The following is a 15005-nucleotide window of genomic DNA, read 5'->3' as shown; positions in this document are numbered from 1 at the left end:
CTTCTGTTTGTTCATTCAGAATCCAATGAGGCTTTTGTTGGGAATGAAACGCAGCATCTGCGCGTGGTCCAGATTGCGACGGCTAAGCCGCCTCACGGCTGAGCGGCTTTTGCATCGCAGCACAAAGGGCACCTACCAGCAGGATCGCAGAGGCTACGATCAAACTGTCCCCTATTTCTCCGGTTATGTCCCCAATGACGCCGGCCCCGATCGGCCCCAGTGCCTGCGAGATTGCAAACATCACGGTAAAGAAGCTTATGGTTGCACCCCAATCCGGTTGTCCAACATTCTTGCGGACAAAGCTGGTTACAGCAGTAGGCGGCATAAACACTGACAGTCCGAACACTAGTGCCGACAAAATCAATCCATATCCGGTTGGAACCAGGATCGGCAGGGCTGAACCTAATGCGACTCCGCTTAGGATCAGCGCCAAAGGTACTCCGGATGAAAAGCGAGCCAGCACCCCGCGCCATACAAATGGAGACCCCATGATACTGAACCCAAGAACCATCCACGTTGCGGTGGTCAACAGGACACTGGATTGCTGCTCCTTCATCCAGACAGAGATAAAAGTGACGTAGACAATGTAACCCAGTCCAAACAACGCATACCCGCCGAGTTCACCCAGCATTCTGCGCACCGGTGGGATGGAAGGTAGTGCGGCGTCGTGTTCGGTTTCGTTCAATCTGGTTGCAGCCCAAATCGAGAGTGGGCAAATGACCAGGGCTGCCAACCCGACCCCGATCCATGCCCAGTCCCAATACTGTGGCCCGAATGCGTCCAACATACCGGGAAGGATTGCGCCACACAACGCGATACCCAATCCACCGCCACCGCCAAAATATAAGGCGATAGCCAATGCATTCCTTCGGGCGCTGTTCTGGAACAGCGATGCTGCCAGGACGCCGCCTGATACAAAAGAAAGAGCACCAAACAATCCCACCAATGTTCGGCAAGCAGTTTGAAACACGAGGTTCTCATCAAACCCGGTCGCCAAAAGACATAGTGCGGTCGCTAAAGTGCCGCTTGCAAACAACCGCGAAGGCGAAATATGCCGGATTAACAGAAGTGTTAGAATCGAACCTACTATGTAGCCAATCGAATTGGCCGTATTTAGCCAACCAGACTGAGTGAGACTCCAGCCAAGGCTACTTTTCATTGATGGCAGAATAAGGCCGTATGCAAAGCGACCAAAGGCGTTGGAAATGCTGACCCCGAGCGCGAGGCCCAGCAATATGAGCCATGGGTTGGTAGGTTTTCCCGCGGACATGGGTACCCTTTCCAGTTGAATGAACACCGTGCCCCAATGTGCTTTGTCGTGCAATCCTAGCCGATCCGCCCAGGCCCTTTGCTGTTCAAATCGGACAATCTGAGATTGAAATATGTTGTGGTGCAACTTCCGACCAATCTGTCCACGCGTCGTGGTTCCAATTGACTGGCACCTGTGCCAACACGGAAGGCGGCGCAAAAACGCTCCACACTTCGGGTCTGTGACAAAGAGCAGTTTTGAACGCTCTCAACGCTCACGCGAGCGGAGATCAGGGAGATACTGCATCGCACTCCAGATCGGCAAAGAGCCCGCAAGGAACGTACACAGTCGGACAGAATAGGCGACTCCCTCTGCTTGCCGCCTGTGGCCACCGCTTAAAACCCCATGGCAAGCCGTCCGACTCCTTGAGCCAACCGCCAAGCGCGTCACAGCACATGCGCAGCACCACTTTCTTCCGCCGCCAAGCGCTTCAACGCCATTCGGTCAAGCTTGCCGCCCATGGTCAACGGCAGAGCTTCCACTACCCGAACCATGTCCGGCGCCTTGTATCCAATACGCTCTCTCGCAAAGTCGATAATCTCACCTGAGCGCACCAGCTTGGCGCCTTCGGTCAGGCTCACAAACCCCCAGACGTCTTCCCCGTGCATTTCGTCTCGCACTCCAACCACAACTGCTGCGGCAACGGCTGGATGTGCTGTCAACGCATCCTCCACTTCAGTCGGGCTGATATTCGATCCGTCATGTACGATGATCTGCTTTCGTCGCCCCCGGAACCAGAAATAACCGTCTTCGTCCCGCCGCATCAAATCGCCGGTGTCGAGCCAGCCATCCCGAAAAGCCGCTGCAGTAGCTTCCGGATTCTCCCAATACTCCGTCATTATGGTCGGGCTCTTTACCCAATGCCGCCCGTCTATACCCACGGGCACTTCCTCATCAGCTTCGTCGCGAAGCGCCGAGACATAGCCCGGATTATTCAACCCAACTGCACCGAGCTTTTCAGCGCCCCCGTGGGTGTTGGAATGCGACGTCCCCATTTCGGTCATCCCATAAAACGCCCCAATCGGTACACCGGCTAATGCGCCGAACGCGTCGACCAGCTTCTGAGAGGGCTTGTCTCCACCGGCCATCATCGTTTGTAGTGAGCGAAAGTCTTCGCGCTTCGCCCCGTGTCCTGTGAGTAGCGCCGCCAAAGGCGCAGGTAGGATCTGTGCCACCGTCGGCCGCGTCTGCCGCAAGAGCGCCAAGAGCTCGTCGGGTGTGAACCGCTGTGCAACATTCGTTGTAGCACCGGCCCAAAGCCCTGCAAACGTCAGTCGCAATCCTGCGGTATGCGAAATCCACGAGGCTGGTAGCACTACGTCCTCGGGACCTAGGCCCAGCCCTTGTGCATTGCTCGCTACCATATATCCCATACTGGCTTGGCTATGTGTCACGCCTTTGGGTTTTCCGGTGGTCCCAGAGGTAAAAAATATGAACGCTGGAACCTCGGCTCCAACTGTCGGCAGCGTCCCTTCGCCTTCTCCTGCCAGCAAATCCTCGAAGGCGAGCGCTCCGGTCAATTTGCCGCCATAGGAAATCATTCCAACAGGCAATTGCGCTACGCCAGGAACTACGGCCACATCCTCGGCCCGTTCGGCATGAGCGAATAGCGCCACAGGTTTCGCCAATCCTAATGCATAGTCGATTTCCGCGGCCGTGTAACGATAGTTGAGCGGCATCGCCACGAGACCCGCCCGCATACAAGCCAGGTAATGGATCACAAGTGCTGCCCGGTTCGGCATGATCGACGCCACTCTGTCTCCCGGGTTTAAGCCCAGGCTCAGATACCTCAGCGCAAGCCGTGTACAGGCGGTATCCAACTCGCTCCAGTTGAACTTCTCGTCCAATGCGTAAAGCGCAGTCGCCTCGGGATCCGCTGACAATCCCCGTCGAAACAGGTCCGTCAAATCCGCTGGTACGGTCAGCGGTGGTCCGGATACCGGCATGTCCTTCTCCTAAAAATCCAAGCCGTTCTAAAGTCTACACCACGTCACCTAGGCTAAGAAGCCCCAGCCAATCGGCCCGATACACCGGCACCATAATGTGTACTAATCATTTTAATGATTGGTCGCGCAATGAACGCAATCGTAAACCTAATCGCATGATCAAATGGTCTTACCGACACCGGTAGTTATTGGTGACCGACGGAAATGCGTGTTGAGCGAAAATTGTCTCATCGGCAGGTAGAGTTGGTATTAGACTCCAGTAAAGCTCAGAATCTTTGCCTGCTAATCGACCTCCTAGGGTCACTAGACCGAAAGGCTGAATCAAAATACAAAAAAGATATGCATCTGACAGAAGCCACACCTGTCCATCTGATTCATGTGGACCCGGACGTCAACATGGCCCGGTTCTATGGAATAGAGTTGCAGCCGACGCTATTCGGAGAAGTTTCCGTTCTTCGCAGCTGGGGTCGTATTGGAACGAATGGGCAAGCCATGATGGTGACCTACAACGACGAAGGTCAGGCCGCTGAAGCGCTCCGTAAACTCGAAAAGCAGAAACGTCGTCGAGGATACGTTTCAGTGAGCGAGTAATTCCAGGCAACTCTTGGAAAAGTGGATTAGAAACTTCTGGAAGATAGTAATTGTCGGCAAGAGACCGTCCCGCCATGTTGAACAGGGCCGCTAAACCAAAGTGGTGCGTCGCCTTCTACCCATGGCGAGTACTTGTTCATTACGTGCAAGAAAGCTTCGCTTATTAAGAAGCGATCCAGCCATGCAATCAAACTCGGCCATTCCTGTGCGTCAAACCACTGCCTGTCTATATGGGCGAACTGGCGGACAAAGGGCAGGAGTGCCAGATCCGCGAGGGTTGGGCGATTTCCGAACAGCCAAGTCCGCCCGGTCAACTGTTTGTCGAGGTTGACCAAGTAGCTTGCAGCTTTCTTGCGCTCTGCTGCATGGTCGATTTCCGGATAGCGTGTGGCGTACTTAGTGTGATCCAATGCAGCCTTGAACGGGCCATCATTTTCCTTGATCAGATCCCACCCTTCCTGTGGCATGTCCAAAAGCCGCTGCGGGTCATTTTGTTCAAGAGCCCAGATCATGATATCCAGGCTTTCGTCAAAAACCTTATCCGGAAGGCGAAGTGCAGGAACGGTACCGGTTGCAGAGGTCTGCAAGAAGGCTTGCGGCTTGTCCCTTAGAAGAATTTCACGCAGCTCAACTTTGACACCCGAACTTGCCAACGCGAGGCGGGCCCTCATTGCATAAGGGCAGCGGCGAAAGGTCCATAAGATTGGGTGATGAGGCATAAGAGGATTTACCTGCAATCTGCCAGCTCGGTCAAACCCTTCCTGGACTGTCAGGTTGAAGCTTCCGCTTTCATGCCACCAGGTCCGACCAAGCGTTCCACCGTTTTGCAAATATCGGCCACCGTGGCCGTCGGTTTCGGTATAAACCGGGTCTCGTCGCCATTACGGAGTTTTCCTTTGCGCACCTGATATGCTTCTGCCAGTCCCATAGCCAAGGCACCATCAATATAGCTTTCAGCATCGTCGCCGATCATGGCTGCCTGCGCAGGAGAGAATCCGGTAGTGGCAATCGCGGCTCTGAAGAACCCGGGATCTGGATTGCCCGGCAACTGAGCCCGGATGCAGGTAGCGTGTTCAAACGCTAAAACATAGCAGCCGGCATCAAGGTTCAGTTGCCCATCCTGATCCATAAAAATGCGGTTGTTAGCGAGGGCGACCAAGAGCGCTCCCTTCTGCAGCAATTGGAGTGAACTGTTCATATCTCCGCAGGAAAATTCTTGAGCGGCATCGCCAACAATAACGGCGGGCCGCGCGAGCCGTTCGCCATTCCGGACCGGACCTAGGTTCGCGCTGCAGCGGTGGTTCGGATTGGCCCATTCTTCCGATCTTTGCGGGACGGCCGAATGGCGGCAACCCGAGCCGGTCAATCTTGAGAGACGACACTTAGTTCAGAATGTCGGCTATTGCCCCTATCAGGTTCAGCACTTCGTGCGTCTCCCGGTTTACTTCGTAAACGTAGTCTCCGGCGCGCACATAGTATCCGTTTCGCCTCAGACCATATCGGACGGGGTTGTTGATACGCGCATACCCATCATAGATGTAGTCCCCAACCCGGTATCGTTTGACTTGGCCGGGCGGCACGCATGGGACTGCTTTCTTAGCCAAGCCGGGCGGCCACTGTCCGGTTTTGGATTTTGCGAGAACAGGCTGCAGTGTTGTATGCGCTGCGGCACTCTGTTTGGGCCCAAGAGGCTGCGAGACGAAACTGGCACTCGCAACCGATGCGGCTTGAAGAGCGAATAACGTTGCCACAATTCCCAAGGTTGATTTCATCTCTGATGCCTCGCTTAGCTTTGTGTCTTAGTTGTGCTTCTCGTCGGGAATTGACCAATCCCTGTGCAGAGACCTGCCTGCCGCTGACCAATTCTCTTGCGGCGCAGTGGATCCTCGGCACGGTGCTCTCAATAATCGACCTGCCAATCCGCCAAAGTTGATGGGTGCAAAACAAGAGGTGTTCGGCCAAAACCCTTTGTTTTTATTTCGTGAACAACATTAACCGAACGTGAACAGTGTATTCTCAATGTGTTCAACCACGCTGGGGCATAGTGGCCTGGTTATATTGAACGGAACGCAAGTTGTTTGGTTGACAACAAGGGGATTAGCATGATCAAGCCTACCTTTGTGACTGAAGACCGCAGCACGAACGCTGCGAAGCAGACCTCTGGCAAAAGTACCGAAGAGCGTCAGAGAACCAAGATGAATTCGAGCACTGGTCGCTTCCCTCCTATCGAAAATGCACTAACACAAATCATAAAAAACAAGCGGCTATCCGAGGCTCACCAAAACGTCAGTAGGCTTATCAGTTGACCCCCCGGAACAATTCTCGATATTCGTCCTAAACATCGGAATTGTAACCTGAATCCCGTCCCAAACCTGGGGCGGGATTTCGTTTTGTCCAACATCGCGATCAGCGGATACCAATGCCGACACTTAAACACCCATGATGCCTCTGGCCCGACCGGGCGTCCGTAGGTGTGAAAGACCAAGAGCGGTCTAAACCCTTTCGGCTACAGTCCCAGAAGCGATTTGACCTGTTCTTCAACAGCGTCGGTGACAGGTTTGTTGGCCGCTGCTTCCAAGGCTTCACGCTCGGCCAAGTCTTGCTCTTCAACAAGTTCCGTCAGTTCCTCCACCTCTTCGACAGTTTCACTATAGTCGATGGTGGCCTGTCTCTCGTCGTTCAGATCCTGAGCTTCTTCGATCGAGTCGTCCAAAGCGGCTTGGGCCTCTTCAAGTTGCGCTTCGATCTCTGGATCTGTGCCGCCGGCGTCTTCCAGCGCCTGCTCGAGATCCTCAACGCGCTTCTGGTTTTCATGGACTTCGTTCAGGGCAACCTCCAGGTCTTCCTCGATCTCAGAAACGGTCCGTTCCGGTGGCTCCAGTCCGGTGAGTTCTTCCAACTGTTCCGCAAGTTCCTCGCGCAGCGGCTCGCCTGCCAACACGGTATCGCGATAATTTGCAATTCGACCGACGCGCGAATTGGGGGCTGCGTTTGCCAGTGCAGTCTCGCTGGCGTTGGCCGCGTTCAAGGCGCCCAGTTCAGACGGGTGAGCACCTAGCAGCGCAGCCATAGTGTTGCCTTTGGTCCGGACGGCGGGACGAATGGACTCCTCCAAAATCACGGTTTTCGACGGCTTGTGGTAGGTCCTCTGCTTTTGCCTGACACCATTCGTGGTCGCGCCTTTCTTGGAGGTGGCAACGGTTCTCGATTTACCTTTACCGCCGAAGATGTCCTTCAAGGAAAAACGGCCACCCTTACCCGAAGCAGAGCGTGAGGACTTGGACTTCGATTTGCCGGCATTTCGGTCACCACGGCTCTTGTCAGAACCGTTCTTTCCGCCTTTGTTGCCAACAGCGCTATGGTCGCCACGATCTCCTTTGGCAGAATTCCCTTTGCCGCCGCCGTTACCCTTTCCGCCGCCGTTGCCGTTGCTATCACCATTTCCGTTGTCGCCACCCTTGCCGTTTCCGCCACCGTTACCTTTTCCGCCGCCATTGCCATTGCCTTCCTTTGCAAAGGCAACGTCCGGCGCGGCGACGGTGGCTACGAAGGCTGTTGATCCCAGCAAGGCAATCGCGATTGTTGAGGCTTTTAGCAGTCCGCAGTTGGTGGTTTTCATATCAATCTCCCCAAGCCACACAGCAACACCCATCAGCACATTGATTTTGGTCGCTATGGTCGGCAGTTGGATTCGGGCTCGAATCATTGAAGGTCGTCACCATTTAGTCCTAGGTCGCTTGAACGCAGGGCTAACTGCCTGTTCATCATCGGTTCATGTCCGGCCATATAGTTTTGATCAAAGGTGTGTGAGGGTACTATGCAGACCAAAGCGCTTTTGCTGGTTGCAGCTTTGCTGACTGCCTTGTCCGGAGGGCAAGCGGCCGCAGGCGCACGTGAACTCAAACAGTCTGAACTGCGCAAGGCGACGCTGTCGGGCAGCGCGATCCGGTTGAAGCGCGTCATCAAAGGCGTGGAAAAGGCATTCGGTGGAACCCCTGTCGACGCCCGTGCATTCAAAACGGACACGGTCTACTACCGTATTCTGGTTAAAAAGCAGGGTGGTAAGATCATAAGCGTGATCGTGAATGCCGAAACCGGAACAGTGGTTCCGAACCGTTCAAGTGTCGGGCGCGAGATTTCCGAGGCCGCACGCTCCACTACAGCCAATTCCAACAGCAATAACGGTCAGAACGCCTCTGCTACCCGTGGGAACAGCGCAAGCGGAAGCAATGCAGGCGGCAACGGAAACGGCAATGGCGGTGGTAACGGCAACGGTGGTGGAAATGGCGGCGGTAACGGTGGTGGAAATGGCGGCGGTAACGGTGGTGGAAACGGCGGCGGCAATGGTGGCGGAAACGGCGGCGGAAACGGCGGCGGCAATGGTGGCGGAAACGGCGGCGGTAACGGCGGCGGTAACAGTGGTGGAAACGGTGGCGGCAAAAAATAGAGTGAAGCTGATGCCGGTTTGATTGTAGTCTCTGGATATGCGAATACTTCTTGCTGAAGACGAACCCCAGCTCTGCGAACAAATCAAGAAATTGCTGGGTGCCGAGGGTCGCGTTGTGGATGTGGCGAACAACGGTACCGATGCTCTGCATCTCGGGGCGACTGAGCCTTACGACATGATCATACTCGATATTGGTCTTCCCGAGCGTGACGGGATTTCTGTGTTGCGCGAATGGCGTAATGCGGGCGTCAAAACACCCGTGTTGATCTTGACCGCCAGAGATGGTTGGAGCGAACGTGTCGACGGCCTGGATGCGGGTGCGGATGACTACATGGCCAAGCCATTTCACATGCCCGAACTGGCCGCGCGGGTACGTGCGATCCTGCGGCGACAAAGTGGGCAAATGAATCCGGTGATAGAAATGGGCGATGTCTCGCTGGATACGCGGAACGGTCGGGTCAGTGTCGGGGGCATTCCGGTTGACCTGACGGCGCAAGAAATCGCGGTTCTTACCTATCTGGCGCACAACATCGGTCGCATGGTGTCACGCACAGAGTTGTCCGAACACATCTACGAATACGACGGTGACAGGGATTCCAACACGATTGCCGTATTCGTCACGCGTCTGCGCAAGAAACTGGGTTCCGATTTGATCACGACGGTCAGAGGACGCGGCTACATGATTGATCCTACCTGATGCTATCGCTGCGCCAGCGGGCCTTACTCGGTGGCATCGCCTCGGCTGCGTTGTCCGTGGGCGTAGGTACGCTGGTGGTATTTTCGTACATTAACACGCGCGTCCTGGATCAGTTCGACGGAGCGTTGCGGGACCGTCACACCCAGCTTGTCGTTGGCCTCAGCGCCACTACGGATGACCCCGAAACCCTGCGCGAGTTGTTGTTCGACCCGGCCTATAGCACGCCCTATTCAGGACGGTATTGGCAAGTATCGGACAGCAACGGGGTCGTCTATACCTCTGCCTCGCTTTTTGATGAAACGATTGCAGAACCTGCACGCGCCAGTGATGAGGCAGCCATTTGGAACACAACAGGCCCGGATAGTGAGGCCGTTCGCGGTGTCTTTCAGAAAATCACGTTCGAAGATGGAACAGAATGGGGCGTAACCGTCGCCGAAAGCAGGCTGGAATTGATCAGTGAACGCAGGGAGGCGCAAAGCAACTTGCTTCCGGTTTTTGGATTAGTCGGTTTGATTGGGGTGGCCAGTTCGCTTCTGCTTATGTCGGCCATTGTCGGCCCTCTCAGAAAGTTGCGCGCCGATGTGGCCCATCGCTGGGATCAGGGCGACGATCTGACGCCCGAAGATTATCCGGATGAGGTTTCCCCACTCGTTGAAGACCTTAATCAGTTGCTGCACAGAAATCGCGAGATTGTCTCCAGCTCCCGAAGGCAGGCAGCGGATCTGGCGCATGCCCTGAAAACACCGACGGCCATTCTACGCAACGAATTGACAGACCTGTCCCGAACCGGAGCACAAACAGAGCCAGCAGAAGAAGCCCTCAGCCGAATTGACGCCCAGCTTGGCCGTTCCCTCGCACGCATGCGCGCATCAATCACCGGAGAGTTGACGCATTCCCGAACAGACCTTTCGAATTCGGTCGAACGGTTGTGCAGATTGTTTTCCTCCATGGCAGAACGTGAAGGAAAAACGCTGACTTCGGATTGCGAGTCTGGATTGCGCGTTCGAATGGATCCCCAGGACATCGAAGAAGTGATCGGAAATCTTCTCGACAACGCCCTCAAGTGGAGCAGCACAAGATTTCAAATCACTGCACGACGTACCGACAGCGGTATCGAACTATGCGTTGAAGATGACGGGCCAGGAATCCCAGAAGACGCCCGACGAGAGGTTATGCGTTCCGGCCGTCGGCTGGATACCTCTGTAGAAGGAACAGGATTGGGGTTGTCTATTTCCGTTGATCTATTGAACGTCTATGGCGGCAAGCTGGAACTGAAAACATCGAAACGCTTGGGCGGTTTGGCGTGCCAAATCAAGATTGGCACATGAGAAAACCGCACTGTTCAGCACTGTCGGCGACCAAAGTGAAGCCCATTCTAAGTTCGCAACTCGGTGCCTGGATAGGCACCGGACTGCCACAAAGCGGTCGTGGCGGCCTGCACGGTGAAGCCTCGCTCCGTCCCGCGCCCACGTTGTCGGGTCAAGCTACGGCGGAAGTACGGTTTCTGTCGGAGCCAAATCGACGCCCTCGAACGGCAGGTTCGGTGACATACGCTGCATCGCAACGATAGGCGTGCGGCATGTGCGAAAAGTTGCTGCGGCAGCAAAGGCTGGAAATCGAAATCCGGCAAAGTCCGCTCTGCTTGAGTTCAGCTGACCGCCCAATTCGTTCGCGCATCGAACGGCAGGTTCGACGGGCCGCGTCGCAGCATCGGTTGGCGAAGCTCAATGACTGGTTGGGCCGCTCGAAACCCATGAGGGTCGGTGCTATCCTGTCATTTGCTGCACCAGAACTGCTAGTCAACTCCCATGTTTTATCGGCGGAGGAGCATGGCTTCTTTCAGACCGGAGCACATACCCGCAAGGCATCGAGAATTGCAGCGTGCACATTCCGGCTTGTAACCGCATCACCAATGCGGGCCAGATAGAATTGACCGCTCGGATTGGTGTCAACGTATGGAAACGTCCCCCCAATGAGCGCCTTGTGTTCGACCTGTCCAAGGTTGCGCGAACTTGGCTTGAGGTCGAAATAAAGCTCGGCCATCGGGGACAGGCCATGCTCAACAACCACGTAATCAACGAGACATTCAGTGACATCCCCCGTCAACACGTGCCGCAAGCTGGCGCGAACCAAGTCACCTTCACGCGTCAGAGAGGTAAGTTCTTGCAGACAGGTGAAGGTAACTCCGTTGGAGACCAGATCGCGCAATGCAACGGCAGAGGTTGTTGGACCGAGGTCATGCAGAAGGGTCCGATCCGGGGTAACGAGATTGACGCTACACCCGGTGCTTGCCAGCATGTCGGCCGTGATGGCCGCAGGGTGGTCGCCGACCTCGTCGAACAACAGCACTTGGCCCGAGACGCGTGCTTCACCGGACAACACCTCCCAACTGGAGACCGCCAGGTCACCGCCGGGGATGGCTACGGTTTCGGGCCAGCCGCCTGTCGCGACCACCACAACATCGGGAGCTTCGGACAGCACGTCAACGGCTTCGGCATAGGTGTTCAAGCGGATATCGACCCCGAGCGCGCTCACTTCGGAAACCAACCAGTCAGCGACGCCCCAGACTTGTCTGCGCGTCATCCCCTTGGCGGCTAGAACCAACTGGCCGCCCAGCCGATCCGACGCCTCAAACAGCACGACTTCGTGACCGCGTAGGGCGCAGACCCGCGCGGCCTCCAGCCCGCCGGGCCCACCGCCAATGACAACCACTTTGTTGCGAGTGTCGCTGAGGGTGATGATATGAGGCAAGGTCCGCTCTCGCCCCGTGGCGGCATTGTGCCCACACACGGCAGGTTTTCCTTGATTGACCCGGTCCACGCAGTAACCCAGGCCAACACAGGGTCGGATGCGCTCTTCCTCCCCACGCGCGAGTTTATCCACCAAATAGGGATCGGCCATTTGTGCGCGGGTCATGCCCACCAGATCAACATAGCCGCCAGCGACAGCGTGGCGGGCCGTGGCAATATCCGCAATCCCCCCGGCGTGCAGGATCGGCAGATCAACAGCATCACGGATGCTGCCGGCCACGTTGACATGCGGGGCCGCAGGCAGGCCCATTGGGCGCACCCATTCAGCCAAGCCCAGATCATCAAAGGGTGCCCCGGCAAGGATGTTGAGAAGATCGACATGGCCGGAACGTTCCAACATCCGGGCGGCAGCTATGCAATCTTTGGTGCTCAGCCCTCCTTCGGTCAGTTCATCGCCGGTGATGCGCATCGACAGGATGAAATCGGGGCCGACTATTGCGCGCACCGCGTCTAGCACTTGCAGGGTCAGGCGCATACGGTTCTCCAACGTCCCGCCATAGTTGTCTTCGCGCTGGTTGGTCAGTGGGGACAGGAACTGCCCCAGAAGGTGTGAGTGGGATAAAATTTCGATCCCGTCGAACCCGCCTTGCTGACAACGTTGCGCAGCAGCAGCGAAATCGCTGATCACGCGATCGACGTCTTCTTGTTCCATTGTTTTGGGAAAGGAGCGGTGAGCGCGTTCGCGGATACCAGACGGAGCCATAACCGAAAGCCAATGCCCATCATCCCAGGCTGTGCGTCGCCCCATATGAGTAATCTGGCACATGATAGCGGCGCCATGTTCGTGAACACCATCCGTCAGTTTCCGGAACCATGGGATGATACTGTCATCACCGGCATAAAGCTGGCCAAACACCGATGGGCTATCAGGGGCGATATTGGTCGACCCACCGACCATGGTCAGAGCGACCCCGCCTTTCGCCTTTTCCTCGTGATACAACCTGTAACGGTCCCGTGGATGGCCGTCTTCGGCAAAACTCGGTGCATGGGATGTGCTAACGATACGGTTGCGCAAAGCCAAATGTTTCAACTTAAACGGATCAAGTAGGTTTGCCACTTACGTATCCCTTCGGCCAAAGCTGCTGTTTGAAAACCGCGCAAGGTCGGGCGTGCGGGTCAGATTCCAGGCATGATGAGGTTCGTTGTCGAAAGTATTTACTTGGGAAGCAACGCGTGAGAAACCGCAGCTTCCGACATAGCTGTATGAAAAGACGACCTGACCACGAATCTCAAATGCGGAAAAATCGTTGAGCAGAGACCGAGACTTGGTAGGTGCCGCTGGATCCACGAAGGTCAGTTAAGAGGGGCGACGCGTGTAGTCTTAGATTGGTGGTGCTGCGCGCGCTGTGACCAACTGTCTGGCTGTGACCCTTTCACGATGTATCATGTACAGTCCTGCACCGATGATGATGGCAATTCCAATTAGGCTGAGCGTGTTGGGGAAGTCATTGAAAACAAGGTAGCCAAACAGGGTCGCTACCGGTAGCTCAAAGTACTGCAATGGAGCCAATGTGGCGGAAGGCGCAAAGGAAAGTGCGTAGGTCATCATCAAGTGACTCACCGTCGCAAAAAAACCAGCGCCTAGAAGCCACAACAACGCGATGTCTGTCGGCCAAACGGGATCGAACAACTCGGAGCCAGAACCTTGCGCAACCATTAAGATTGGAATGCAAAACAGACTGGCAACCAGGCCAGTGTGGAATTGCAGAGCCACAGGATGCATTCGACGCGACAATCCCCGCGTTACAAGAATGTAGAAAGCAAAGGCAACTGCCGTACCAAGCGGGACTATTGCAACGGCACCGAATGCCGCGAAACTGGGTTGGATGACGAACAATACACCAACAAACCCCACAAGAGCAGACCCGACACGACGAGGACCGACATCTTCCCCAAGATAAAACTTGCCGACCAACAAGACTATGAACGGGGCCACAAACACGATTGCCAGAGCGTCGGCAAGCGGCATCACCCGGATTGCCGCGATGAAACAAAAGGTCGCGAACAGCAAAAGTAGTGAACGGAATACGAGTGCCATCAATTCACCTCGCGCCACTCGTAACGACAGTCCCATTATCCAGAAAAACGGTGCCATCAACGCGCACTGAACTATAAAGCGAGCAGCCGTTATCTGCCCAACTGGAACACTGGCTGATGCGAGCTTCGCAGCTACATCCAACAAAGGAGCGGTCAGGCAAAATCCAAGCATCAGCGTAACGCCTGCAAGGATGCGATCCGTGGATTGAGGTGTGGAATCAGCAGGGGTCATGTCACCATATAGAAATGTCGCCAAATGTGTGTCTGTTCTCAATGCGACGCCAGGCAAAAGTTCCGAAATTCGCGAGTTTGGGTTGGGTTGGAAAGTGCCGCAGCAAAGGGCAGGTTCGACGCGCCACACAGCAGCATCAGCTGCCTTGGTTCAAGGTCTGCTATGGGCCGTCTCAAGCTGACGGAACGCCAAATCCCCGCTGGTTTGGAGGTTGGCTGAGGGCTTGTACTAGCTGTGAGACAGTGTCTCTGAACGTCTATTTCAAGTTGTATCACTTTAACCAAAAAGTGGGAGCGTTCCATCTTTTCTGCAGGCTTAGTCTTTCAATTTTGGCCTTAGTCATCGCGACGGAGCTCAAGTGTCTATTTGAATTTCCTATTGTGCTCAGTTTGTGTGCAAGCTTTCCACCAGCGAACCCTGAACCAGCTCCTACCAACGCGCCCGGGTTACCGGAGAAAAATGTGCCAAGCGTAGGACCAGCGAACATAGAGAGTCTCCCCAACTGAACTGGTCCACCATTATGTTCAGGAAACGGAGGACCAAGGATGGCAAGCAAGCGACCAAAGCCCGCAGAGATTACCTCGAAGTTGCTGCAGGCTGAGGTTTTGATGGGGCAAGGTATGTCCCGTCTCGATGCGATCAGTCAGATCGGCGTTGTGGAACAGATCTGTTATCGCTGGCGAAAGAAATATGGCGGAATGGGCGTGGATCAGTTGAAAGAAATGAAGCGGCTTCAGAAAGAGATCGAACGATTGCGGCGAGCGGTTTCTGATCTGACGTTGGACAAACTGATCCTGACGGAAGCTGCAAAGGGAAACTACTGAACCCCGCTCGTCGTCTTGCCTGCATCGACCACATTCGCAGCGAAAGCCCGGTCTGACAGGCCGCAACGCAGCACCGAGATGACGTGGCCAACGGCTGGTATCGGCCGCTCTT

The 15005-nt window shown here is 55.4% G+C and carries 12 protein-coding genes and 1 pseudogene; 5 read left to right on the top strand and 8 right to left on the bottom strand.

Annotated features, from left to right (window positions below; translation table 11 throughout):
* Positions 1-82: 82 nt before the first annotated feature.
* Together ACR0IK_RS20950 and ACR0IK_RS20945 are read right to left on the bottom strand one after the other, a co-directional pair.
* On the bottom strand, positions 83-1324 hold the full coding sequence (locus tag ACR0IK_RS20950; protein ID WP_480643086.1) for a YbfB/YjiJ family MFS transporter: 1242 nt from the start codon (positions 1322-1324) through the stop codon (positions 83-85).
* Between the two features lie 371 nt (positions 1325-1695).
* A complete protein-coding gene (locus ACR0IK_RS20945) occupies positions 1696-3255 on the bottom strand; it encodes a class I adenylate-forming enzyme family protein (protein WP_480643085.1) in 1560 nt (519 codons plus the stop codon).
* Positions 3256-3459: 204 nt separating this feature from the next.
* Here ACR0IK_RS20945 and ACR0IK_RS20940 point away from each other — a divergent pair, with 204 nt between their 5' ends.
* Entirely contained in the window at positions 3460-3846 is a 387-nt protein-coding gene (locus ACR0IK_RS20940) for a WGR domain-containing protein (RefSeq protein ID WP_480643084.1), read from the top strand.
* Positions 3847-3872: 26 nt separating this feature from the next.
* Here ACR0IK_RS20940 and ACR0IK_RS20935 read toward each other — a convergent pair whose 3' ends face one another.
* The 4 genes from ACR0IK_RS20935 to ACR0IK_RS20920 all read right to left on the bottom strand — a co-directional run bounded on the left by ACR0IK_RS20935 (position 3873) and on the right by ACR0IK_RS20920 (position 7465).
* Positions 3873-4565, bottom strand: a complete 693-nt coding sequence (locus tag ACR0IK_RS20935) for a glutathione S-transferase (RefSeq protein WP_480643119.1) — start codon at positions 4563-4565, stop codon at positions 3873-3875.
* Between the two features lie 50 nt (positions 4566-4615).
* A complete protein-coding gene (locus ACR0IK_RS20930; protein ID WP_480643083.1) occupies positions 4616-5044 on the bottom strand; it encodes an HAD hydrolase-like protein in 429 nt (142 codons plus the stop codon).
* A gap of 184 nt (positions 5045-5228) precedes the next feature.
* Positions 5229-5450 (bottom strand): excinuclease ABC subunit A, encoded by a 222-nt coding sequence (locus ACR0IK_RS20925; RefSeq protein WP_480643081.1) that lies wholly within the window; start codon positions 5448-5450, stop codon positions 5229-5231.
* Between the two features lie 902 nt (positions 5451-6352).
* The gene (locus tag ACR0IK_RS20920) at positions 6353-7465 is read right to left on the bottom strand and encodes a hypothetical protein (RefSeq protein ID WP_480643080.1); all 1113 of its coding nucleotides are present in this window, start codon (positions 7463-7465) and stop codon (positions 6353-6355) included.
* Positions 7466-7663: 198 nt separating this feature from the next.
* Between ACR0IK_RS20920 and ACR0IK_RS20915 the strand changes: the two genes are divergently transcribed.
* The 3 genes from ACR0IK_RS20915 (at position 7664) to ACR0IK_RS20905 (ending at position 10318) form a co-directional block, all read left to right on the top strand.
* On the top strand, positions 7664-8293 hold the full coding sequence (locus tag ACR0IK_RS20915) for a PepSY domain-containing protein (RefSeq protein WP_480643079.1): 630 nt from the start codon (positions 7664-7666) through the stop codon (positions 8291-8293).
* A gap of 37 nt (positions 8294-8330) precedes the next feature.
* The gene (locus tag ACR0IK_RS20910; protein WP_480595438.1) at positions 8331-8990 is read left to right on the top strand and encodes a response regulator transcription factor; all 660 of its coding nucleotides are present in this window, start codon (positions 8331-8333) and stop codon (positions 8988-8990) included.
* A gap of 200 nt (positions 8991-9190) precedes the next feature.
* Positions 9191-10318: an ATP-binding protein gene (locus ACR0IK_RS20905; protein ID WP_480643078.1), complete on the top strand. Its 1128-nt coding sequence runs from the start codon at positions 9191-9193 to the stop codon at positions 10316-10318.
* 511 nt (positions 10319-10829) lie between these two features.
* Here the strand turns inward: ACR0IK_RS20905 and ACR0IK_RS20900 are convergent.
* Positions 10830-12857 carry an oxidoreductase gene (locus ACR0IK_RS20900; protein ID WP_480643077.1) on the bottom strand — a complete coding sequence of 676 codons (2028 nt, stop codon included), beginning with the start codon at positions 12855-12857 and terminating at the stop codon, positions 10830-10832.
* 264 nt (positions 12858-13121) lie between these two features.
* A complete protein-coding gene (locus ACR0IK_RS20895) occupies positions 13122-14069 on the bottom strand; it encodes a DMT family transporter (RefSeq protein WP_480643076.1) in 948 nt (315 codons plus the stop codon).
* Between the two features lie 545 nt (positions 14070-14614).
* Here ACR0IK_RS20895 and ACR0IK_RS20890 point away from each other — a divergent pair.
* A pseudogene (locus tag ACR0IK_RS20890) lies at positions 14615-14937 on the top strand (transposase); the annotation flags it as partial.
* Between the last annotated feature and the right edge of the window lie 68 nt (positions 14938-15005).

It is taken from the genome of Ruegeria sp. BF7 (genome assembly GCF_056538605.1).
The sequence above is the reverse complement of the archived record's forward strand: the minus strand, read 5'-3'. Positions and strand labels throughout refer to the sequence as shown.